Genomic DNA, 21,386 nt, shown 5'->3' with positions numbered 1-21,386 from the left:
CCAACGTCAGTTGTGGGTCGAAAGCGGTCAACCAAGGCCGGCAGCTTTCGACCCATAGCTGCCAGTGGAGAAAGGCAGCATTCGGCCATGAGCAGTCATGGATGTACCTACGAAACTATGAACCACTCACTACTTGCAGATTGAGCCCCTTTACAGAGCGCTCTGGGCTCTCACCGCCCACCCGACGGACATGGATTTTTCTGAAGCCGAGCTGGCCGATTGGGATGTACAGAGGCGTTTTCAGCTGCGTTTGACCTCGGCACGGATTGCGTCGCGGTTCATCCAGGGACCAGCCGTCGAGGGCCACTGGGCCAGCATGATGAAACCATGCTGACCCTTCTGACGATTGGTCGCGTCAGGGAGCAGGGGTGATCTGGTCAGGGGAGCTGCTCAAGGGGGATCTGGTCCGATCATGAAGGTTTACATTCAGTGCGTATGATAATAAGGTTCTAATCATACGGAGTGTATGTAATCGTGCCTTGGCGCATGACTGCGCAAGGGCCTTTCGATAAGGAGAGTCGAGCATGTTCAGTACCTACCGCGAGTTGTTCCAGGCCAGAGGGGCCAAGGGCTTTGCCCTAGCTGGCCTGTTGGCCCGGCTACCGTTGCCCATGACCGGTATCGGAATCATCACCATGCTGTCGCAAATAACCGGCAGTTACGGCCTGGCCGGTGCCGTGGCAGCCACCTTCGTGCTGACCTATGCGCTGATGTCGCCGCAGATCTCGCGCCTGGTCGACGGCCATGGCCAGCGTCGGATATTGCCAGCCGCCGCCGGACTCAGCGTGCTGGGCATCCTCATGCTGCTGGCTTGCAGCTATTGGCGGCTGGCGGAGTGGACGCTATTCATCGGGGCCGCGCTTGCCGGCTTCATGCCCAGCATGTCAGCGATGGTGCGCGCACGCTGGACCGCGATCTACCGCGGCAAGGCGCAACTGCAGACCGCCTATTCGCTGGAAACCGTTCTCGATGAAGTCACCTTCATCGCCGGTCCGCCGATTTCGGTGGGTCTGAGCGTGGCGGTACTGCCGCAGGCCGGGCCACTGGCTGCCGCCGTGCTCCTGGCCATCGGCGTGTTCGCCTTGGTGGTGCAGGTCGGCACCGAGCCGCCGGTAGAGACCGAAGCCATCACCGGGCAAGACAGCAATTCGGTGTTCCGAGTGGCCGACGTGCGCCTGCTGACCTTGCTGATGGTCGCCATGGGCGTGATCGTCGGTACCGTCGACATCGTCAGTGTGGCATTCGCCGAGCAGATGGGCATGCCGGCCGCGGCAAGTGTGGTGCTGTCCTGCTATGCCATCGGTTCCTGCGTCGCCGGGCTGGTGTTCGGTGCGCTGAAACTCGATACCCCGCTACATAAGCTGCTCCTGCTGGGCGGGCTGGCGACTGCGGCGACGACCTTGCCGCTGCTGCTGGTGGGGAACATTGTCGGGCTGGCCGGCGCCGTGCTGATCGCAGGCCTGTTCTTTGCCCCGACCATGATCGTAGCGATGTCTCTGGTAGAGCGCATCGTGCCCGAGAGCAAGCTGACCGAAGGCATGACCTGGTTGCTCGCCGGCCTCAACGTTGGCGTGGCCGGCGGCGCAGCGGCATCTGGGCAGGTGGTTGATGCATGGGGCGCCAAGACCGGATTCAACGTGGCCATGGCCGCTGGGGCCGCAGTGTTGCTGGTCGCGCTCTGGGGCTACCAGCGCATTCGCGCCCGGGCCCGACAGGCGTCGTATTCGTTTTGATCGGCTTCAGGCTGGCGACGGGCCATGCGGACTGAGGTTCGCTCGGCGCTCGACGAGGCGACAGGCTTGTCAGGGCGCCTCGCGCCCAAGACAATGCGCGCGAGGCATGAATACGTTTTGCCCACCCCATGCTGTTGAAGACAAGGATTAGCTTGATGGTTCGTCGCACCCGCGCCGCAATGCAAGAAACCCGGGCCCTGTTGCTGGCCACCGCCCGCCAGATGTTCAGCGAGCTAGGGTATGCGCACACTTCGATGGACGATTTGACCGCCCGGGCGGGTTTGACCCGGGGGGCGCTGTACCATCACTTTGGTGACAAGAAGGGGTTGCTGGCGGCTGTCGTCGAGCAGCTCGACGCCGAAATGGACGAGCGCCTGCGTGCCATCACCGACACCGCCGAGAACGCCTGGGACGGTTTTCGCCAACGTTGCCGCGCCTATCTGGAGATGGCGCTGGAGCCCGAGATTCAGCGCATCGTGCTGCGCGACGCCAGAGCGGTGTTGGGCGGCGGCTCGCCTGAGGCCCAGCGGCATTGCATAGAGTCGATGCGCCAGTTGATCGAGAACCTGGTGCTGCAGGGTGTATTTGTCCGGGCGCAGGCTCAAGCGCTGGCCGCATTGATATACGGCAGTTTGGCGGAAGCGACAGTATGGATCGCGGAGGCCGAGAACGGCGACACGCGGTTGGCGCAGGCGAGCCAGGCGTTCGACCTGCTGTTGCGCGGGGTGCTAAAACGGCCTACAGACTCTATGGACGCGTGACCGCACTCGACATTCAGCGCGTTGCCATCGCGATTTTGTGCCCATCATCAACCGTAATCATCTCACAGTGGTTCGTCTAGCTAAAACATGCTCAAACCTGTAGGAGGTCAACCCACCGCAGGTATTCGCGCCTAGCCCTTCCGACCTAAAGCCAACACCGTTATCCGGAAGTTGTATCGTCGGGCGTTGGTAAGCCTCCAAAGGTGACAGCCAATACCCAGGCTGTAAAACGGAACTGGTTGGACCTACTGCTGCCGCTCGGCAATGGCCGCTCTGGGTCGAAAGCGGCCACTCTCAAGTAATGGATTTGGCCATTTCCGAGGTGCCAGTCCAACCGGTCTGCTCGTAGACCGGTTTGCCCGTCCTGGTGGCGTGCAGGACAGCGAAGGTGATTCCTCGGCGGGCGAACTCGGCATCAGCTGCTTGCATCAAGGCCGAAGCCAGGCCTCGGCGGCGGTAGGCCGGCTGGACGAACACATTCAACACATAACCACGCTTGTCCTGGGTTGGGTGCGATGGATGTGGCGGCCAATCAATGCTCATCAGGCCAATGGCTGCGACCGGTTGGTCGCCATCCAGAAGTTTGAACCCGTAATACCGACCGTCACCGAGCCGCTCCTCCAGCCAAGGGCGAAAGTGCTGAGTCATGACCTGTAGCTCTGCAGGGTCCCCACCCGCCTCAAGAAACATTTCCTGGCGGTGCGAGCAGATCATTTCTGCGTCGGATGGCCCCACAGGCCGGCACTCCAGACCGGAAAATCCTAAACATCCTTGTAATTCGCTCATCGTCTACCCAGTGTCATAGCATCGATTCACAAGCAGGCAGCCTAGGGCATCTTCGGGCACAGAACAACTTGCTTCGTCATGGATCGAGGTCGCGAGCCGCTTGCATCTGTCAAAGCAGCTCGGGGAATGCAACACCAAGCAAACCGGGGTCCTTCAGAATCGATGCGCTGCTGGCAATATCCGGGGCCAGCCAACGGTCCTGGGCGTAGGCCGGAACCCGTTCGCGCAGCAACCGCCAGGCAACGTTGGTACCTGCGCCAAAGCGCTGCTCCTTGAGGAACTCGAAGGCCTGGGCCGCCAACAAGTATTCGATGGCGAGGATCTGCGTACAGTTCTCCAGGGCGCGGTGCAGCTTCAACCCGGCATTGGTGCCCATGCTCAGGTGATCTTCCTGCAGGCCGGAGGTGACGTAGTTGTCGACGACTGCCGGTTGTGCCAGCTGACGGTTTTCTGCGCACAGCGAAGCGGCCACGTACTGGACAATCATCATGCCCGAATTCACCCCCGGTTGACTGACCAGGAAGGCCGGTAAACCGCTGACCAACGGGTTGATCAGGCGATCGAGACGACGCTCGGCAATCGCCCCGATCTCCGCTACCGCGATTGCCAGCAAGTCGGCCGCCATGGCCACGGACTGCCCGTGCGGATTCGCCTGGGAAACCACCCGATACGACTCGGGGGTACCCAGTAACATCGGGTTGTCGGTCGTGGAGTTGAGTTCGGTTTCGATCTGCCGCGCAGCGTGTTCCAATTGATCGCGCGCAGCACCGTGAACCTGCGGGATCGAGCGAATGCTCAAGGCGTCCTGGGTGCGAATGCCTTGGCTGCTGGCAATGATTTCGCTGCCGTCGAGCAGGCGACGCAGGTTACTGCCCACGCGCTGCATGCCGGGGTGCGGTTTCATCGCGATGATTTCAGGGTCGAAGGCATCGAGCTGGCCGCGCAGGGCCTCGAAGCTCATGGCGCTGATAACGTCGGCCCATTGGCTCAACCGGGTGGCGTCGTCCAAGGACAGGCAGCTCAGGCCAGTCATGCACGGGGTACCGTTGACCAGGCAAAGACCATCCTTTGCACCCAGTTTGATCGGCGCCAGGCCGACCTCGGCCAAGGCCTGCTGCGCCGGCATGATCTGGCCGCGAAAGCTGACCTGGCCTACGCCCAGCAAGCTGATGCTGATATGTGCCATGTGGGTCAGATACCCCACCGACCCCTGTTTCGGAACCTGCGGGGTGACATGCTGGTTGAGCAAGGTCAGCAGCGCCTCGACCACCTTGCGCTGAAGGCCTGAACGGCCTTGGCAGAAATTGATGATCGCCGCGCACATGATCGCCCGGGTCTGTTCGTCCGACAGCGCCGTACCCACGCCACAGGCATGGCTGAGCAAGGTGTTGTGCGACAGCTGGCTGAGTTGTTCGTCCTGCAACGAGACATTGCACAAGGCGCCAAGCCCGGTGTTGACGCCATAGGCGCGGTCACCGCTGGAAACGATGCGCTGGACAATCGCCTGGGCGTTCTCGATCCGCGCCCAGGCCGATGGGGCCAGCTCAAGCTTCGCGCCATGCCGGGCCACAGCCACCACGTCCTGCCAACGAACTGGCGCCTCGGCGATGATGATTTTTTCGGCAAACGACATACACGCGGTTCCTTAAAGCGAAGCTACGCGACGCTGCACGAAACGATCGACGTATTCGTCCGCAGGCTGGTAGAGGATTTCTTTCGGCGTGCCGACCTGGACCAGGCGACCGTCCTTGAGGATGGCAATCCGGTTGCCGATACGCACCGCTTCGTCCAGGTCATGAGTGATAAAGACGATGGTCTTGTGCAGGGTTTTTTGCAGTTCCAGCAACTGGTCCTGCATTTCGGCGCGAATCAGCGGGTCGAGCGCACTGAAGGCTTCGTCCATCAGGATGATGTCGGTGTCGGCAGCCAGAGCACGGGCCAGGCCGACGCGCTGACGCATGCCGCCCGACAACTGGTGCGGGTACGATTTTTCGTAACCCTTGAGGCCCACGGTGTTGATCCAGTGCAGGGCTCGCTCCGCGCATATGGCCTTGCTCTCGCCCCGGACTTTCAGGCCGTAAGCGACGTTGTCCAGCACGGTGCGGTGCGGCAACAGGCCAAAGCTCTGGAACACCATGCTGATCTTGTGCCGGCGGAATTCGCGCAGGGCGTCCATGTCGTATTGCAGAATGTCCTCGCCATCGACCAGGATCTCGCCGCTGGTCGGGTCGATCAGGCGGTTGAAGTGGCGCACCAGGGTCGACTTGCCAGAGCCCGACAGCCCCATGATCACGAAGATCTCACCACTGCCGATGGACAACGAGAGATCGTTGACCCCGACCACGCAGCCGGTTTCGGCCAGGACCTGATCCTTGGCTTTATTCTGGCGGATCAGTTTCAGGGCATCTTCGGCGCGAGCACCGAAGATCTTGAAGACATGCTTGACTTCGATCTTGTTCATCGTCTGCGTAACGCTCATTTGCCCACCCCATGCCGTGGTCGGCCATAGGCCTGGGTAATGCGGTCGATCACAACCGCCAGAATCACAATGGCCAGGCCCGCTTCGAGGCCGCGGCCCACATTCAGGGTCTGGATGCCGACCAGGACGTCCTCACCCAGGCCACGGGCACCGATCATCGACGCGATGACTACCATCGACAGGGCCATCATGGTGGTCTGGTTGATACCGGCCATGATGCTCGGCAACGCCAGTGGCAGCTGCACGCCGAACAGTTGTTGCATGCGATTGGCACCGAACGCGTTGATCGCTTCCATGACCTCGCCATCCACCTGGCGAATGCCCAGGTCGGTCAGGCGAATCAGCGGCGGGGCGGCATAGATGACGGTGGCGAAGATCGCCGGCACCTTGCCCAGGCCGAACAGCATCAGAACCGGAATCAGGTACACGAAGCTGGGCATGGTTTGCATGATGTCGAGCAGCGGCATCAACACCGCCCGCAGGCGATCGCTGCGTGCCGAAAGGACACCCAGCGGAATGCCGACCAGGACCGATATCAGTGTTGCTACCAGCATCAGCGCCAGGGTCTGCATCAGCTTGTCCCAGAGACCGACCGCACCGACCAGGAAGAGCAAGCCGACGATCACGGCAGTGGTCACGACTTTACGAGTGGCATGCCAGGCAATACCGGCGACGATCGCCAGCATCAGCCACCAGGGCATCGCGCGCAGCAGGCCTTCGAGGTTGACGATGGCCCACAGCAGGGTGTCGGAGATGTGCCGGAACACGTCACCGTAGTTGGTTACCAGCGCATCGACCCAGCCATTGACCCAGTCGGCAATGGAAAACGTGAAGTTCTTGGGAAACATGGGATTCTCTCGAGCAAGTGTATGAAGCGGACTGTCATGCGCCTTGTCCGGCAGGAGCCGGACGAGTTCACACGCTCAGAGTGCCGCGTCCACCTTTTTGGCTGCGTCTTCGCTGACCCAGCCATGCCAGACCTCGGGGTGCTCCTTGAGGAACAACCTGGCCAGTTCCGGCGACTCGATACGATCTTTGCTCATGCGCGCCAGGTTCTGATTCAGCAGATCGATCGGCAGATTGACCTTTTCCAGCACCGCCACCAGTTCCGGCGCCTGCTCGTGGAAGGCCTTCGACAGGCCCACCTTGATGGTCAGGGTTTTATCCACGCCTGGCTTCTCGTCCAGCTTGACCAGGTCAACCATGCCCATCAGCGGTGTCGGCGACCAGTAGTAGAACAGGATCGGCTCGCCACGCTTGTAGCTCGACAACACGGCGGCATCCAGTGCCGGGCCGGTGCCCGGGCGGAAGTTGGTGTAGCTGCTTTCCAGGCCATAGCGCTTGAGCATCTCGCTGTTGTCCAGCTCGCAGGTCCAGCCGGCCGGGCAATTGTAGAAGCGCCCCTTGTCCGGTTCTTCCGGGTCCTTGAATACCTGGGCGTATTGCCCAAGATCGGCGATGGTCTTGAGGTTCGGAGCCTTGGCTTCGAGTTTGCGCCCGGCATCGCCTTCGATCACATAGCGCGGCACATACCAGCCTTCTACCGCGCCAACGACCGGCGCGCCGACGCCAACCACCTTGCCGGCAGCCGCTGCCTTGTTCCAGACCTCGCTGCGCCCCACCCACTCTTCGGCAAATACCTGAATATCATTGCTGCTCAGGGCGTTTTCCATGGAGATGGAGTTACCCGGCAAGCTATCGGTATCACAGCCATAACCGTTTTTCAGCACGAACTGCATCACATCCGTGAGCAGCATCCCGCTTTCCCAATTCAAACCGGCGAATTTCACCGGTTTGCCAGACTCGCACCAACCGGCCGCCTGGCTGGCGCCAGCGGCCGCCAGCAGCCCGAAAGATAGTGTCGTGGTCAGCAGAGCCTTTGTAATTTTCATTGTGACGCTCCCAAACAAGAACATGGATTGCAGTAGTCGAGGGCATCCGGCCCAAAGAGGGTCGCCAAACTTGCTGATGAGCCTTGCAATCGGCATCGGCGTGGCCCCTGTGATCGGTGGCCACTGCGCAGTAGAAATATTTCACAACCTTAAAAAAGGATAAAATAATATGTCCTGATGTATCACAACGGAAAAAACTATGAAGTTCACACTGCGACAACTTCGCTATGCGCTCGCAGCGGCCAAGCACGGAAACCTGACGACTGCCGCCATGGAGCTTCATGTTTCACAACCCTCCATCTCGGCGGCCATCACCGAACTGGAAGAGGTACTGGGTCAATCGATTTTCGTACGCCAACGTGGCCTTGGCATATCGCTGACCCCATTCGGTCGCACCGTCATGGTCCAGGCCCGTCGCGTTCTGGCAGAGGCTCGGACCTTTGCCGAGATCAATGCCAATGCCGGGGAGTGTGTCGGAGAATTGGTCGTCGGATGTTTTGAAGACCTGGCGCCCTATTGCCTGCCACAGATTGTGCGACGGATGCAGGAGTCCTGCCCGAGGGTGACTGTCGATATGCGCGAAGGCAGCTTCGATTATGTTGGCAAGCGGCTGAGTGAGGGCGCGATAGAGCTGGCAATCACCTACGATCTGGGTCTGCCGCCGAACACGCAATGCACACAGCTGTGTCAGCTGACTGCCCAGGTACTGCTGGCTGCCGATCACCCGTTGGCCAAGGAGCCGCGCGTCAGTCTCAAAGCGCTATCCGAATACACTCTGGTCGTCACCGATCAGGTCCACAGCTGGCAGCACGTGCTGGATCTGTTCAGCTTTTACGATCTATCACCCGCCGCTGTGCACCGTGTGCGCACCTTCGAACTGCAGCGTAGCCTCGTCGCCAACGGGTTTGGCGTGGCGCTGATCTATACCCGGCCATTTGGTGACCGTAGTTATGATGGTCAAGCGCTGGTGTGTCGGCCGACTCTGGAGAAATTGCCAACGCATAGCATCGTCCTGGCCCATGACCAGCGCTATCCGCTGACGCCTTCGGCTGAGGCGTTCAAGGAGCTGGCGGTGGCATGGTTCGCGGAACGGCCGTCGTTTGCGTCCGAGTGAACAACGGGTGTCGCATGACGACGCTGGCGGGTAGATGAGATTCCCTGCACGTAAGTCAATCTGGCCGACCAACGGACATCAAAACCATGGCCATAGTAACTTGCATAATGAAAGTTACTGGCGGATAGTGACGTCATCCCAGGATGACGCCCAAGGCCGATGCCATGAAAAAAGCCAGCTTCCAACCCATGCCTTGCCCCGTAGCCCGTGCGCTCGAACACATCGGTGATGGCTGGAGCCTGTTGGTCCTGCGCGATGCGTTCTATGGCCTGCGCCGGTTCGATGAGTTCCAGCACAGCCTGGGCATCGCCACCAATACGCTTACCCGTCGGCTGACCGACCTGGTCACCGCAGGCCTGCTCGAGCGCCGGCCGTACCAGAACAACCCGCCGCGCTTCGAATACCTGCTCACCGAGGCCGGGCGTGACCTGCGCCCGGTGATCCTGACCTTGATGGCGTGGGGTGCGAAGCATGCCGAGGGTTCGCAAAAGGTCTACCTGGCCGATGAACGCACCGGCGAGCCTGTCGCCCTGGCGCTCATGGACGCCAACACTGGAAAACCCATCACCGTGGACGAGCACCGGCTGCGTATCGCACCCGACGCGGACCCGCTGACCCATTGGCGCGCTGAAACCGGGCAGGCCTACCGCCAAGGCAGCACCTTGGTAAGCCCCTTCCCCACCCAAGCCTCTTCAGAGGGTTGACCGTCATGAATGCTCACGTTGGCGCAGCGCCTGACCCGGTGGACGACACCGAAGCCATTGCAAGGAAATCCATCGGTAGAAAAGCCCTCCTGCGCATGGCGCTACTGGCGCTCGCGATGGTTGGCGGTGCAGGCTATGCCAGCCACTGGTGGAGCCATGGCCGCTTCATCGAAGGCACCGACGATGCCTACGTGGGCGCGGACGTCACCGTGATCAGCGCCAAGGTACCGGGCTATATCACCGAGGTCGCGGTGGTGGACAACCAGTTCGTCAAGGCAGGTGACCTCCTGGCGCGGATCGATGTGCGCGACTACACGGCGGCACTGGCCAAAGCGGATGGGGCCGTCGCCGCGCAACGTGCCCGTCTTGCAAACCTCGATGCGGTAGAGCAGTTGCAGCATGCGCTCATCAGTCAGGCCAAAGCGCAGATCGACGCCCGCAGCGCCGAAGCTCAGCGAGCCATGAACGACAAGGTCCGCTACCAGACGCTGGTCAGCAGCCAGGCGGTTTCCGTGCAAAGCGCCCAACGCGTCGAGGCCACCTGGAAAACGGCGCAAGCCGATCGGGCCCACGCCGAGGCTGGCTGGCTTGCGGCGCGCCAGCAACTGGCGGTGATCGACACGCAACGTCAGCAGACACAAGCCGCGCTGGCCCAGGCAGAGGCAGACAGGGAGCAGGCGCGGCTCAATATCGGTTACACCGAACTACGCTCGCCGGTGGACGGCTACGTGGGCAACCGCCGAGCCAAGGTCGGGGCCTTTGCCGCATCCGGCAGTCAGTTGATCTCTGTGGTGCCCGCCCATGGGCTATGGGTGGACGCCAACTTCAAGGAAGACCAACTCGCGAACATGCAAGTCGGCCAGACGGTCAGCGTCACCGCCGATATCCTGCCGGGCCATACCTTCCATGGCCGCATCGAGAGCATCGCGCCAGCCACGGGCGCGCAGTTCAGCGTGCTTCCCCCCGAGAATGCTACCGGCAACTTCACCAAGATCGTGCAGCGCGTGCCGGTGCGGGTGCGCCTTGAGGGCAGCGATGCAGACTTTGGCGCCCTGCGCCCGGGCCTTTCGGTGATCGCCGAAGTCGACACCGGGCCGCAGGCCCTGCCGCAAGCGAAACTGGCATCGGCAGCCCGGCCATGAATGGCGCCCTGCCCGTTCTCACACCCGCACAGAAAGTCACGGCCTTTGCCACCATGTGCGTAGGGATGTTCATCGCCTTGATCGATATCCAGATCGTCTCGGCATCGCTCAAGGACATCGGCGGCGGGCTCTCGGCCGGTGCAGACGACATCGCCTGGGTGCAGACGGCCTACCTGATCGCGGAAATCATTGTGATTCCCTTGTCGGGGTGGCTGTCACGGGTCATGAGCACGCGATGGCTTTTCGCGGCATCGGCGGCCGGCTTCACCCTGACCAGCTTGCTGTGTGCATTGGCCTGGAACATCCAGAGCATGATTGCCTTTCGTGCCCTGCAGGGCTTTCTTGGCGGGTCGATGATCCCGCTGGTGTTCACCACCGCGTTCATCTACTTCACCGGCAAGCAGCGGGTGATCGCTGCCTCGGTCATCGGTGCCATCGCATCGCTCGCCCCTACGCTGGGCCCTGCAGTCGGCGGCTGGATCACCGACGTGTCGTCCTGGCACTGGCTGTTCTACGTCAATCTGGTTCCTGGCCTGTTCGTCACCATCGCCGTACCGCTGCTGGTCAAGGTCGACCACCCCAACCTGCACTTGCTCAAGGGCGCTGACTACCTGGGCATTGGTTTGATGGCGGTGTTTCTCGGTTGCCTGGAGTACACCCTGGAGGAAGGCCCACGCTGGAACTGGTTCAGCGATGCAACGATTTCTGCCACCGCCTGGGTGGCGGGCATCAGTGGCGTACTGTTCATCTGGCGCAGCCTGAAGATCGAAGACCCCATCGTTGACTTGCGTGCCCTGCGCGACCGCAACTTCGCCTTGGGCTGCCTGTTTTCCTTCATTACCGGAATCGGCATTTTCGCCACGATCTACCTCACCCCCCTGTTCCTTGGCCATGTGCGCGGCTATGGCGCGTTGGATATCGGCCTGGCGGTGTTTTCCACTGGCGTGTTTCAACTGCTGGCGATTCCGGTGTATGCCTTTCTCGCCAACCGTGTAGACCTGCGCTGGATCCTGATGCTGGGATTGGCACTGTTCGGCATTTCGATGTGGGATTTTTCTTCGATTACCCATGATTGGGGCGGCAAAGAGCTGCTGCTGCCTCAAGCCATTCGCGGGTTTGCCCAACAGATGGCCGTGCCGCCGACCGTGACCCTCACCCTGGGTGCACTCTCGCCTGCACGCCTCAAGCTCGCCTCGGGCTTGTTCAATTTGATGCGCAACCTGGGTGGCGCGCTCGGGATCGCGGCTTGCGCCACGGTACTCAACGACCGTACCAACCTGCATTTCCTGCGCCTGGCCGAGCACCTGAACGTTCAGAACGAGACGATGAACACCTGGCTCGAGCAATGGAGCAGCAACGCCCAAGCCCTGGGCCAGGACAGCCTGGATGCCAGCCATACCGCGCTGCGCCAGCTCTGGGCATTGACCTGGCGCGAAGCGCAAACCCTGACCTACGCCGACGCTTTTCTGGTGATCATGGTGTGTTTCGCGCTCGCCACGGTACTGGTGCCGTTGATGCGCAAGGTACAACCCCCGACACAGCCTTCCGCCGACGCCCATTGACCCTTCCCGAAGCGCCCTCTTCTTTCCGTCGAGCGCCGGGCTCGTCATCGGCCCGGCGATCTTTTACAACCTTACCAATCATGCGTATAGCTGGCAGTCAACACAGTGCCCGGTGCCGGCAAGTGGCTGGTGTTGTTGTTATTACGCAGCAATTGGCTGTATAGCGGGTAGTAGTCGCGGTTGAACAGGTTCTGGATGCCGACGCTCACCTTGTCATCAGCGGTGATCTGGTACTGGCTGACCAGGTCCACTGTCGTATAGGTACTCACCTGATGTCGGCCAAAGCTGTCCACACCATCGAGCCTGTAATCCTTGGCGTCAAAGAACGTGGCTTGCAAGCGGTTGCTCCAGTCCAGGGTCGGCTTGTACTGGACGTAGGCGGTCAGTTTCAGGGGCGGAACGCGATAGCCGGTCATGTCTTGCCAGCCTTTGCCGTCCGGCTTTTCTCGCCCACGCATCCAGGTCGCACTCCCCCCTGCGCCCCACACCGCATCGTCCGATAGCCAGTCGGCACTGGCTTCAGCACCGTAGATGCGCTCCTTGGTGCGGGTCAGAATCAGGCCGTTGTTGAAACTTTGCACGTCCCCCAGTTTGGAGGTGGTGTAGAACAGGGCCAGGGTGCCCAGGGTGTTGCTGCCCAGCTCACCTCGCCAGCCAATCTCATAGTTGTTGGTTTTGACCGGTTCCAGGTTCGAGGCCCCCAGGTCGAAACCACGGCGCGCATTTCGCAACTGAATGCCCACGTCGGGCAACTGGAAGCCCTGGCTGAAGGAGGCGTAGATTTCCTGGCCGAGTACCGGCGAATAGACAATGCCAAGGTTCGACAGCACCGCATCGTAGTGAATGTCGCCACCCTTCACCGCCACAGGGGAGGCAGCCCTGGATTCGGACAAAGGAACGAAGTCATCGAATTCGGCGGTGGAGTATTCGTAGCGCAGGCCACCGTCGACCGACCAGTGCTCATCGAAGCGATGCTGAAGCTGCGCGAACGCACCGGCGCTTCGGGTCTTGAGCGGGGGCATGTAGGTGAGCTTGCCGGTCTTGTCGAAGACCAGGCCGCCACTGGCGTCATAAGCCGCTGGGTCGAAGACATCCAGCGGCATGTCGCTGCGCTCCTGGTTATAGTCGCCACCCCAAACCAGCTCGGTACTGCCGCTGTCGCCAAGTGGTGTGCGCAGGGTCAGGCGGCTGCCGAACACTTCGCTTTTCTGCATGATCTGGTCCACGTTGCCGCCGCGTGTGGCAACGGCCCGGGCGTCGAACGGCGTGAAGCGGGTGAAGTAGTCCCGGTAGTACATCTGGGCAGAAAGCCGGCTGCCGAGAATGTCGAGATTCTCGTACTCCAGATTCAGCAGTGTGTTGCGAATGCGGTTCTGTTCGTCGAGATCCAGGCCCTTGATCGCATTGGCCGGCACCGAGCCTGCGGGGAGTTTCGCGACGCTTGGGTCTGTAGCGTAGTCGGTGTCCTGGCGCGCATCGTAGTGGCTGACGGCAAGCTGGATTCGCTGGTTCTCGTCGATGTGCAGCCCCAGCTTGCCGCCAATGTTGTAGATGTTCGAATCGAACAGGTCGCCTTGACTGGGCTCCGGAGCGATCCGGTCGCCGTGCGCATCGTACGAGGCACCGATGTGGCGGGTACCGAAGTCGAACGAGTAGTCCACCGCGCCCTGAGAGCCTGCAAAATACTGCTGGAACTGGCCCCCCAGGCCATCGCTGCCCAGGCGGGTAAGTGGCGAGGTGGCGCTCAGGCTGGTTTCGGCACGGCTTTCACCGCCAGCAGGTCGTGTAGTGATGGAGATGATGCCCCCCGTGGCGCCGCTGCCGTAAATGGCGCTGCTGCCACGGATGACTTCGACCCGCTCGATCAGCGCCGGGTCGATGTTGGCCAGGTTGCGCGAAGAGTCGCGGTTGGTATTGAGCGGCACCCCGTCAACCATGACCAACATGCTGCGCCCGCGCAGGGTCTGGCCATACTCGGTGATGGTGCGGCTGGAGTCGGACATGCCCGGAATCGCCTTGGCCAGTACCGTGGCCAGGCTCTCTGAACCCTGGCGCAGCTCCTGCAGTTGTTCATGCTCGAGAACGGTGGACTGCCGCGTCGCGGACACCAGGCTACTGCTGGTGCGCGAGGCCGTGATTTCCATCTGCGCCATTTCCACGGGTACGCTTTGGGTCTCCGGACTGGGTGCAGGGGTGCCTTGCGCGATGATGACGAAGGTGCGCTCATCCTTGGCCTGTACTTGCAAGCCACTGTCCTTGAGCAGCGTTTGAAGTGCCTCCTCAGGTGTGAACCGCCCCTTCACCGCGGGCGCGTTTCGGCCTGCACCGAGATCGCTGGCAAAGATGATCTGTACCGAAGACTGCTGTGCAAGGGCGTTGATGGCCTCCCCCAGCGGCGCGGCAGGGAGATCCACGTTCACCCGTTCCCGGCCCTGGGCCGACATTGCGATGAGCAGGCTACTGGCAAGCAATGACAGGCGTAGTTGGCGACTGCGGAGGGGAAAATGCACTTCTCGAGTTCCTTTTTCTGGGTGGGCTTTTTTCAATAGCCGCCAAGGGAATCGAGAAACCCTACCTGCGCTTGAGAATTATTTTCTTGTCGATTTAGGTTGAATTCGCACGCTGCCATCCTCTTGTTTCAACACGGCGACGGGCAGGATGCTCGGTAACAGATCCAGCAGCAGGTCGACATTGTGCGCCTCGAAGACCCCTGTCACCTTGAGTGCAGCCAAGCTTGGGTCGCTCAGCTCAATGGATGCCTTGCGATAGTGACGCAGCAACGACACCGCTTCATCCAGCGGCGTCTGCTCGAATACGATGCGATCATCTTTCCAGGCCATCGCCTTCAAGGCGTCGACCTTCGCCACTGGCATCAGTTGCCCGCCAATCGAGTCGACCTGTTGCCCTGGCCTGAGGGTGACAGGCGCTTGCGCCGCAGCTGCCACGGCGACATCCACGCGCCCACGGGCCAGGGTCACACGCACCGCCTCGTTATCCAGGCGGCGAACATTGAACAGCGTACCGAGCACCTCGACTTTCGCCAGGCCAGCAGACACTACGAAGGGGCGGTACACGGCCGAGGACACATCGAAGAGGGCCTGCCCAGCGCGCAGGTCGACTTCGCGGCTGAGCAGGCGCCATCTGATATCGACGTGCGTACCACTGTCGAGCAGCAGTTTGCTTCCATCGCTCAGCAGCACAGCGCGCCGCTCACCAATGGCGGTAGCGAAACCCTCACTCTTATAGGCGGGGTTCAGCCAGGCAAGGGCGCCAAAGGCGATCGCAACCGCTAGCGTGATACCTGCTGACTTTACCGCTTTGGCGGGCGCTGGCCTGGACGGCGGCAGGGGGAACAGGTGCTTGAGCTCTTCACGGTGTCGCCCAAGAGCCTCGTCCAGTGGCGCCTGTTCGGGCTGCTTCGTCATGGTTGCACCTCATCGCGGCCAAGCCGTTGCCTGCACGCCGCCAACCCCAGGCGTAGGTGCTTTTCGACTGTCTTGATGGAAATACCGAGGCGAGCGGCTACCTCTGCCTGGGGAATTTCGTGAACCTTATGCATGACAAAAACGGCCTGGCAGCGAGGTGGGAGGTCTGCGATAGCGCTCACGAGCAGTTGAAACTCGCGCTCGCTGTCGTACTGGCTCATCGGCGTGGCTGCCGGGCAGGCTACCTCCGGAAGCTCGGAAACTGCCTCTACCCAGGCGCCTCGGCGGCGATCACTACGGTAGCGACTCACGGCGGTGTCGTTGGAGATTTTTCGTAGCAACGCCAGCGGGGTCCGAACGTTTTCTTTCTCACCGCGCTCAAGCAACTGCACGCACACGTCATGCACTACATCGCGCGCCATGCTTCTGTCGCCGAAGCGTCGGCGAATGTGGTCCACCAGGTCGTCATAGTGACGTACCAATGTAGACAGCAGCGTCGGTTTGGCGGGATCGAGCGACACAATGCATCCTGAAAAGAGGTAGGCCCCGAAAACAAGATGCAAGTGTAAATGAGAAATAGTTGCGAATAAACACCCTCCTCTACCCAGCTGTTGCCTGCTCGAGTGGGTGCAAGAGGTAATTGGAAGGCATGTTTGGCGCAGCTGCAGGGTGTCGATGCCAATGCAGAACTCAGCCAATAACCAGGGACGCTTCAAGGCAAGCCTCGACCTCGAAAATCACTTCATCGAGTAGTTTGATTTTTATCAAATGCTTCATTGCCTTCCTGCCTAGACTGAAAATCAATACGACGTGATAAGTCGAGGGAATGCTCCATGTACTGGTTCCGCCGTCACCGTCGAAGCCTGTTGCATCTCACCCTCGTGGTGTGGGTGTTGGCTATGGCCGTGATGGCAATCCAAGGGTGCTTGGTGCAACCGGATCACAATTTAGCCGCGCCCCACCATGCCGAGCAGTATGTGGTGGATGGTCATGCTCTCCACGCCAGTGGTTGCCTTCAGAGCTGTGAGGAAGCCACCACGGCAATAAAGCCTGCATTGCAAACTCCTGCATCAGACCCCATCCATTGGGCCGTCCTCTTGCTGCTGACTGCGGCAGTAGTGACAGGGCTTAACCCCGACAAGAAATCCTCCTTCGCCTCTCTTGCACTGAAACGCCCCGCGCCGCCGGACCGCCCAGCCCGCCTGATTTTCGTTCGTTCCAACGATTAACCCCCCTGCTTCAGAGTGGCCGGGTACCGGCCGCTCTATCTTGTTGAGTGCGGATTTTTCGGGACTCAGCTATTCCTGCTTATCCCTCACATTCCCTGGAGTTCATCATGCAAACGCATTCCAAATTCGTTGTGGCTGCCCTCCTGGCTGGCAGCGCGTGCATAGCCTCTGCCGAGGATGCACATCACCCGGTTGACGCACCAGGCGACTCAACCCAGAGCACAGCGCCAGCGGCGACGGCCATCACCAAAGCCATGACCGATCAAATGCAGAAAATGCAGGCTGCGCATGACAAAGCAGCGGCGGCAAAAACTCCCGCCGAGCGCCAAGCGGCCATGCAAGAGGGCATGAAGGCGATGAAGGACAGCATGGCCATGATGAGCAAGGAGCATCGTGCAATGGGTTGTATGGGCATGTCTGGAGCTAAGGAAGGCGGAGGCAACGAGATGATGGACATGATGATGCAAATGATGGAACAGCAGTCGTCCATGATGGAAATGCCAATGAAAAGTAAATCTACTGGAGCTGATCCAAATTACTAAGCACCGGTGTTGGCGGGTTAAACCAGAACGCACCCGCCTGTTGTTTGCTGTTGAAGGCATACACGATGAGTACAGCAAACACACCCGACAAGTGAGGAGCACCAACCATGAACCATACTGAACCGGCCTACGGCCTCTGGTCACTGGTCATCATCAACTCATTAGTGTTTGTGTTGTTCGCCTTCAGCTTCACACGGCCCAAGACGCGCCGCGATTGGCGCTCTTTTGGCATGTTCTCGGCGTTCCTGGTAGCTCTATTTACCGAAATGTACGGGTTCCCGCTGACCATCTACCTGTTGATGCCCTGGCTTTCTCGTAACTTCCCAAACATCGATTTCCTCTCACACGACGCTGGGCATTTGCTCGAAACTGTCATGGGCTGGAAGGTCAATCCGCACTGGGGGCCATTCCACATTATCAGCAACCTGCTGATCGCAGGCGGCTTCTGGTTATTGGCAAGCGCCTGGCGTGTGCTCTACAAGGCTCAAAGTACTGACCAACTCGCGCTCGACGGGCCCTATGCGCGGATCCGTCACCCACAATACGTTGGCTTCGTGCTGATCATGTTTGGCTTTCTCTTGCAGTGGCCGACATTGATCACCTTTATAATGTTTCCAATCCTCCTGTTGGTCTACGCCAAGCTGGCGAAGCAGGAAGAACAGGAGATGCTTGCGCACTTCGGCGATGCCTATCGCAACTACTGCGAACATACTCCGGCGTTCCTGCCCTGGTCATCCCCCCGCAGTCCCAACACACCTGCTGGCGCCCCTCCAAACTCAGGAAGGCAGTCATGAACGCTCTCTGGAGAACCGGACTTTCCTGGCCATGACCATGGCCATGACCATCTCCTGCACAATCTGCGCGCTGCTCTATGCGCAATGACCTGCGCAGGGTATTGCTTTTCTTGGCGCCTTGTTTCACGGGCTCGACTTTGGTCGTCTTCAAGTTCCGCAAGACTACAGTGTGGCGACTTTCGTCGGGCCCCTGCTGATCTTGAGTGTATGGGGCGCGATGGTCGGCACCTTGTTCGCCTGGCGGTCCGCCAAGCTCCATGGAAGGCCTTGATAGCCGCTTCGAGTAGGAGGCAGCAATGAACGAATCACACATGCAGCACAGCCAGCATCCGCAGGCGCTCGCATCAGAAAAAATGGCGAAAGATCCGATCTGCGGAATGATGGTAGATAAGACCAAAGCGTTGTCACGAGAACGTGGCGGGCGCCGCTATTACTTTTGCAGCGATACCTGCCTGCGCACCTTCGATTCGCCAGAAAGTGAACTGAAGGCGATGAAAACCCGCGTGACCATCGCCCTCACAGGTGTACTGGCCTTGGCGCTGCTGCGTGCGGGCGCCTTCATTGCGCTGGCTGCTGGTGCGACGCTGCTGACTTGGGTGCCGATCCAGGCGCTACCGTGGTTCACGTGGGGAATTTGGCTTTTCCTGTTGGTCACTCCGGTGCAGTTCATCGGTGGCTGGAGTTTCTATATGGGGGCGTGGAACGCCATTCGCACCCGTAACATCAACATGGATTTCCTGATCGCCCTTGGCACGTCGGTCGCCTATTTCTACAGCGTCGCGGTGTTGTTCTTTCCCGACGTCCTGCCGGTCAAGGTTGCCGAGCGCGACGTCTATTTCGAGGTGTCGGCGGTCATCATTGCCTTCGTACTGCTTGGTAGGTACATGGAGGAAATCATCAAGAAGAAGTCTTCAGCCGCAGTACGACGCTTACTTGATCTCAAACCAGCGATCGCGCATGTGATTCGTGATGGCCAAGAAGTCGACCTGCCCGCTGAAAGCGTTATGGCCGGCGAGTTTCTGATCGTCAAACCTGGCGAAAAAATCCCCACCGATGGCGATGTCAGTGAAGGTCAGTCAACGGTAGATGAGTCCATGCTGACCGGTGAGTCGATGCCGGTTGACAAGCACCCAGGCAGTCCGGTGATCGGGGGTACGCTCAATGGCAGTGGTGTGCTCACTTTCAAGGCGAGCAGGATCGGTGCCGACACCGCACTGGCACAGATCATCAAGATGGTCGAAGAAGCACAGACCAGCACGGCGCAGATCCAACGGTTGGCCGACCAGGTCACTGGCTACTTTGTACCGTTGGTGGTGTCGGTCGCACTGCTGGCCCTGGTCGGCTGGTCTCTTGCGGGGAATTTCCCACAAGGGTTATTAGCCTTTATCGCGGTGTTGATCATTTCCTGCCCCTGCGCACTGGGCGTGGCTACGCCGGCCGCGTTAATGGTAGGTGTTGGCAAGGGTGCCAACAACGGCATACTTATCCGCGGCGGCGAGGTGTTAGAGCGGGCAGAAAAACTGAGTGCGGTAGTGTTCGACAAAACTGGCACTATTACCCGAGGCGAACCAAACGTGACCGATGTGATCCCGCTTGGCACAGCGTTGGAAAACGAAGTCATGATGCTCGCCGCCGCCGTGGAGTCTGGTTCAGAACATCCGCTTGGCGCAGCGATAGTCCGCGCTGCCCGCCATCGCGGCATCATTCTGCCGAAAGCGACCGGCATCAATGGGATCGCCGGTCACGGCATCGAAGGCAGTATTGATAGTCGAAAAATCTGGCTGGGCAACCGGCGTTTATTCTCCCGCCAAGGCATTTCGACCGAGGCTGCCGAGAAACACCTCGTCAGCCTGGAAGCCGATGGCAAGACTTCCACGCTGGTCGGTGTCGACGAACGTTTGGTCGGGGTGATTGCTGTGGCCGATACCGTTAAACCCGAAGCGGTTGAAGCCGTCGCAGCATTGCAGGCAAGCGGCATCAAGGTCGTGCTACTGAGCGGCGACAACCACCGCACTGCCGAAGCGGTCGCGCGGCAGGTCGGCATCGAGCGAGTGATTGCCGAGGTCTTGCCGGACGACAAGGCCGCAGTGATCCGTCAATTGCAAAGCGAAGGGCAGATCGTGGCAATGGTCGGCGATGGTGTCAACGATGCCCCTGCCCTGGCCACCGCTGACATCGGCATCGCTATTGGCTCAGGTTCTGATGTAGCCAAGGAAACCGGCGGCATCATCTTGCTCAAGAATGATGTACGCGACGTGGTCACCGCGATCAAGCTGTCACGCGCAACCATGGTCAAGATCAAACAGAACCTGTTCTGGGCGTTCATCTACAACGGCATCGGTATTCCAATCGCGGCCTTCGGATTGCTTAATCCCATCATCGCTGCCGCCGCGATGGCGCTCAGTTCATTATCTGTGATCGCCAACTCCGCGATGCTGAAGCGTGCCCATATTGGCTTAAGTCAGGAGGCCAAGCCATGAAGCGCGAGATTTTTGTTATCTGCCTCCTCGTAAGTGTTGTGGGCATCGCCACCGTGCTTTACCTGTTGGGACTGACCGAAGAATCGTTTGTCATAGCAGCGATTTTCCTGCTGTGCCCGGTCCTGGTCGGTGTCCAACTTTTTCGAGGCGTCCGCCAATTTGACAAGGACATGGCCGAGGTTGAACGGCAACTGAAAAGGAAGAATCTGCCTTGATACCTTATGCGATTCACTACCTGAGTTTGCGACGCATTGGACACGTAAACCGATGCTCCAGCTCGCTATGCTCACACCTACGATCGCGCCAGCCAAACTGGAAGTGGCCTTGCGTCACGACCTCACTCCCGTTCCCTCCAAGGAGTGCCATCATGAGCCATCAGCACTTGCCCCAGAACCGCGCACGGGGCACCAACTGGTACTTTTTAGGTTTTCTGGCCATCGCGGGCTATTTCCTGTTCACCGAGCATAGGGCTCACGTCCTTCCATATCTGCCATTCCTGCTGCTACTGGCCTGTCCACTGATGCACTTTTTCATGCACCGTGGACATGGGAATGGCGGACATGAACACGGTGGAAGGGGTGAGCATGACAATTGCTGTGGCCATCAGCACACCAGCGCTCGCAATACCCAAGAGGAACACAATGGTCTACCCGCTAAACAGACGAAATATCCAGATCGCCCTGCATGAAGTAACCGTCGCAGGATTTGACGGTGGCGTTGATGCCATGGCTGATGGCGACACT

Annotated in this window: 21 protein-coding genes; 13 read left to right on the top strand and 8 right to left on the bottom strand. The window is 60.0% G+C overall.

The window, feature by feature from the left end:
- Positions 1-524 precede the first annotated feature (524 nt).
- Complete coding sequence (locus tag MKK04_RS11175; protein ID WP_241106592.1) at positions 525-1,733, top strand: MFS transporter; 1,209 nt, start codon at positions 525-527, stop codon at positions 1,731-1,733.
- A gap of 155 nt (positions 1,734-1,888) precedes the next feature.
- The gene (locus MKK04_RS11170; protein WP_241106591.1) at positions 1,889-2,494 is read left to right on the top strand and encodes a TetR/AcrR family transcriptional regulator; all 606 of its coding nucleotides are present in this window, start codon (positions 1,889-1,891) and stop codon (positions 2,492-2,494) included.
- 294 nt (positions 2,495-2,788) lie between these two features.
- On the opposite strand, the gene MKK04_RS11165 is transcribed toward MKK04_RS11170, so the two are convergent.
- The 5 genes from MKK04_RS11165 to MKK04_RS11145 all read right to left on the bottom strand — a co-directional run bounded on the left by MKK04_RS11165 (position 2,789) and on the right by MKK04_RS11145 (position 7,651).
- Complete coding sequence (locus tag MKK04_RS11165; RefSeq protein ID WP_063913507.1) at positions 2,789-3,280, bottom strand: GNAT family N-acetyltransferase; 492 nt, start codon at positions 3,278-3,280, stop codon at positions 2,789-2,791.
- Between the two features lie 109 nt (positions 3,281-3,389).
- The gene (gene hutH / locus MKK04_RS11160) at positions 3,390-4,913 is read right to left on the bottom strand and encodes a histidine ammonia-lyase (RefSeq protein ID WP_063913508.1); all 1,524 of its coding nucleotides are present in this window, start codon (positions 4,911-4,913) and stop codon (positions 3,390-3,392) included.
- A gap of 12 nt (positions 4,914-4,925) precedes the next feature.
- A complete protein-coding gene (locus MKK04_RS11155) occupies positions 4,926-5,759 on the bottom strand; it encodes a quaternary amine ABC transporter ATP-binding protein (protein ID WP_233694228.1) in 834 nt (277 codons plus the stop codon).
- The gene (locus MKK04_RS11150) at positions 5,756-6,607 is read right to left on the bottom strand and encodes an ABC transporter permease (RefSeq protein ID WP_207830213.1); all 852 of its coding nucleotides are present in this window, start codon (positions 6,605-6,607) and stop codon (positions 5,756-5,758) included. The genes MKK04_RS11155 and MKK04_RS11150 overlap by 4 nt, the downstream gene beginning before the upstream one ends.
- Before the next feature lie 75 nt (positions 6,608-6,682).
- A complete protein-coding gene (locus MKK04_RS11145; protein WP_207830216.1) occupies positions 6,683-7,651 on the bottom strand; it encodes an ABC transporter substrate-binding protein in 969 nt (322 codons plus the stop codon).
- Positions 7,652-7,850: 199 nt separating this feature from the next.
- Here MKK04_RS11145 and MKK04_RS11140 point away from each other — a divergent pair, with 199 nt between their 5' ends.
- The 4 genes from MKK04_RS11140 (at position 7,851) to MKK04_RS11125 (ending at position 12,173) form a co-directional block, all read left to right on the top strand.
- Positions 7,851-8,765 (top strand): LysR family transcriptional regulator, encoded by a 915-nt coding sequence (locus MKK04_RS11140; RefSeq protein WP_063913512.1) that lies wholly within the window; start codon positions 7,851-7,853, stop codon positions 8,763-8,765.
- Positions 8,766-8,929: 164 nt separating this feature from the next.
- Positions 8,930-9,469, top strand: coding sequence for a winged helix-turn-helix transcriptional regulator (locus MKK04_RS11135; protein ID WP_207830219.1), 540 nt, complete (start codon positions 8,930-8,932; stop codon positions 9,467-9,469).
- A 95-nt stretch (positions 9,470-9,564) separates the two neighbouring features.
- Positions 9,565-10,611 (top strand): HlyD family secretion protein, encoded by a 1,047-nt coding sequence (locus tag MKK04_RS11130; protein WP_241106800.1) that lies wholly within the window; start codon positions 9,565-9,567, stop codon positions 10,609-10,611.
- Positions 10,608-12,173, top strand: coding sequence for a DHA2 family efflux MFS transporter permease subunit (locus tag MKK04_RS11125; protein ID WP_233687475.1), 1,566 nt, complete (start codon positions 10,608-10,610; stop codon positions 12,171-12,173). Before MKK04_RS11130 ends, MKK04_RS11125 begins: the two co-directional genes overlap by 4 nt.
- A gap of 71 nt (positions 12,174-12,244) precedes the next feature.
- Here the strand turns inward: MKK04_RS11125 and MKK04_RS11120 are convergent, their stop codons facing one another.
- The 3 genes from MKK04_RS11120 to MKK04_RS11110 all read right to left on the bottom strand — a co-directional run bounded on the left by MKK04_RS11120 (position 12,245) and on the right by MKK04_RS11110 (position 16,119).
- A complete protein-coding gene (locus tag MKK04_RS11120; RefSeq protein ID WP_241106590.1) occupies positions 12,245-14,683 on the bottom strand; it encodes a TonB-dependent siderophore receptor in 2,439 nt (812 codons plus the stop codon).
- A gap of 78 nt (positions 14,684-14,761) precedes the next feature.
- Positions 14,762-15,598 carry a FecR family protein gene (locus MKK04_RS11115; protein WP_207830228.1) on the bottom strand — a complete coding sequence of 279 codons (837 nt, stop codon included), beginning with the start codon at positions 15,596-15,598 and terminating at the stop codon, positions 14,762-14,764.
- Complete coding sequence (locus tag MKK04_RS11110; protein WP_207830230.1) at positions 15,595-16,119, bottom strand: RNA polymerase sigma factor; 525 nt, start codon at positions 16,117-16,119, stop codon at positions 15,595-15,597. Before MKK04_RS11110 ends, MKK04_RS11115 begins: the two co-directional genes overlap by 4 nt.
- 312 nt (positions 16,120-16,431) lie before the next feature.
- On the opposite strand from MKK04_RS11110, the gene MKK04_RS11105 reads away from it, so the two are divergent.
- From MKK04_RS11105 to MKK04_RS11080, 7 genes are all read left to right on the top strand, one after another.
- Positions 16,432-16,827, top strand: a complete 396-nt coding sequence (locus tag MKK04_RS11105; protein WP_207830231.1) for a hypothetical protein — start codon at positions 16,432-16,434, stop codon at positions 16,825-16,827.
- A 107-nt stretch (positions 16,828-16,934) separates the two neighbouring features.
- Complete coding sequence (locus tag MKK04_RS11100; protein WP_207830233.1) at positions 16,935-17,369, top strand: hypothetical protein; 435 nt, start codon at positions 16,935-16,937, stop codon at positions 17,367-17,369.
- A gap of 107 nt (positions 17,370-17,476) precedes the next feature.
- Entirely contained in the window at positions 17,477-18,163 is a 687-nt protein-coding gene (locus tag MKK04_RS11095; RefSeq protein ID WP_241106589.1) for a methyltransferase family protein, read from the top strand.
- Between the two features lie 118 nt (positions 18,164-18,281).
- The gene (locus MKK04_RS26540) at positions 18,282-18,434 is read left to right on the top strand and encodes a hypothetical protein (RefSeq protein ID WP_325176033.1); all 153 of its coding nucleotides are present in this window, start codon (positions 18,282-18,284) and stop codon (positions 18,432-18,434) included.
- Positions 18,435-18,459: 25 nt separating this feature from the next.
- The gene (locus MKK04_RS11090; protein ID WP_241106588.1) at positions 18,460-20,643 is read left to right on the top strand and encodes a heavy metal translocating P-type ATPase; all 2,184 of its coding nucleotides are present in this window, start codon (positions 18,460-18,462) and stop codon (positions 20,641-20,643) included.
- Positions 20,640-20,858 (top strand): hypothetical protein, encoded by a 219-nt coding sequence (locus tag MKK04_RS11085; protein ID WP_207830241.1) that lies wholly within the window; start codon positions 20,640-20,642, stop codon positions 20,856-20,858. Before MKK04_RS11090 ends, MKK04_RS11085 begins: the two co-directional genes overlap by 4 nt.
- Positions 20,859-21,010: 152 nt before the next feature.
- On the top strand, positions 21,011-21,331 hold the full coding sequence (locus tag MKK04_RS11080) for a DUF2933 domain-containing protein (protein WP_241106587.1): 321 nt from the start codon (positions 21,011-21,013) through the stop codon (positions 21,329-21,331).
- Positions 21,332-21,386 lie beyond the last annotated feature (55 nt).

It is taken from the genome of Pseudomonas sp. LS.1a (genome assembly GCF_022533585.1).
Classification (GTDB): domain Bacteria; phylum Pseudomonadota; class Gammaproteobacteria; order Pseudomonadales; family Pseudomonadaceae; genus Aquipseudomonas.
This window is presented reverse-complemented; position numbering and strand designations above follow the sequence as displayed.

Bases quoted from the DNA above. Each gene is read 5' to 3' on its own strand.
- MKK04_RS11175 (WP_241106592.1), top strand. From the start codon at position 525: ATGTTCAGTACCTACCGCGAGTTGTTCCAGGCCAGAGGGGCCAAGGGC.
- MKK04_RS11170 (WP_241106591.1), top strand. From the start codon at position 1,889: ATGGTTCGTCGCACCCGCGCCGCAATGCAAGAAACCCGGGCCCTGTTG.
- MKK04_RS11165 (WP_063913507.1), bottom strand. From the start codon at position 3,280: ATGAGCGAATTACAAGGATGTTTAGGATTTTCCGGTCTGGAGTGCCGG.
- hutH (WP_063913508.1), bottom strand. From the start codon at position 4,913: ATGTCGTTTGCCGAAAAAATCATCATCGCCGAGGCGCCAGTTCGTTGG.
- MKK04_RS11155 (WP_233694228.1), bottom strand. From the start codon at position 5,759: ATGAGCGTTACGCAGACGATGAACAAGATCGAAGTCAAGCATGTCTTC.
- MKK04_RS11150 (WP_207830213.1), bottom strand. From the start codon at position 6,607: ATGTTTCCCAAGAACTTCACGTTTTCCATTGCCGACTGGGTCAATGGC.
- MKK04_RS11145 (WP_207830216.1), bottom strand. From the start codon at position 7,651: ATGAAAATTACAAAGGCTCTGCTGACCACGACACTATCTTTCGGGCTG.
- MKK04_RS11140 (WP_063913512.1), top strand. From the start codon at position 7,851: ATGAAGTTCACACTGCGACAACTTCGCTATGCGCTCGCAGCGGCCAAG.
- MKK04_RS11135 (WP_207830219.1), top strand. From the start codon at position 8,930: ATGAAAAAAGCCAGCTTCCAACCCATGCCTTGCCCCGTAGCCCGTGCG.
- MKK04_RS11130 (WP_241106800.1), top strand. From the start codon at position 9,565: ATGGCGCTACTGGCGCTCGCGATGGTTGGCGGTGCAGGCTATGCCAGC.
- MKK04_RS11125 (WP_233687475.1), top strand. From the start codon at position 10,608: ATGAATGGCGCCCTGCCCGTTCTCACACCCGCACAGAAAGTCACGGCC.
- MKK04_RS11115 (WP_207830228.1), bottom strand. From the start codon at position 15,598: ATGACGAAGCAGCCCGAACAGGCGCCACTGGACGAGGCTCTTGGGCGA.
- MKK04_RS11105 (WP_207830231.1), top strand. From the start codon at position 16,432: ATGTACTGGTTCCGCCGTCACCGTCGAAGCCTGTTGCATCTCACCCTC.
- MKK04_RS11100 (WP_207830233.1), top strand. From the start codon at position 16,935: ATGCAAACGCATTCCAAATTCGTTGTGGCTGCCCTCCTGGCTGGCAGC.
- MKK04_RS11095 (WP_241106589.1), top strand. From the start codon at position 17,477: ATGAACCATACTGAACCGGCCTACGGCCTCTGGTCACTGGTCATCATC.
- MKK04_RS11090 (WP_241106588.1), top strand. From the start codon at position 18,460: ATGAACGAATCACACATGCAGCACAGCCAGCATCCGCAGGCGCTCGCA.
- MKK04_RS11085 (WP_207830241.1), top strand. From the start codon at position 20,640: ATGAAGCGCGAGATTTTTGTTATCTGCCTCCTCGTAAGTGTTGTGGGC.
- MKK04_RS11080 (WP_241106587.1), top strand. From the start codon at position 21,011: ATGAGCCATCAGCACTTGCCCCAGAACCGCGCACGGGGCACCAACTGG.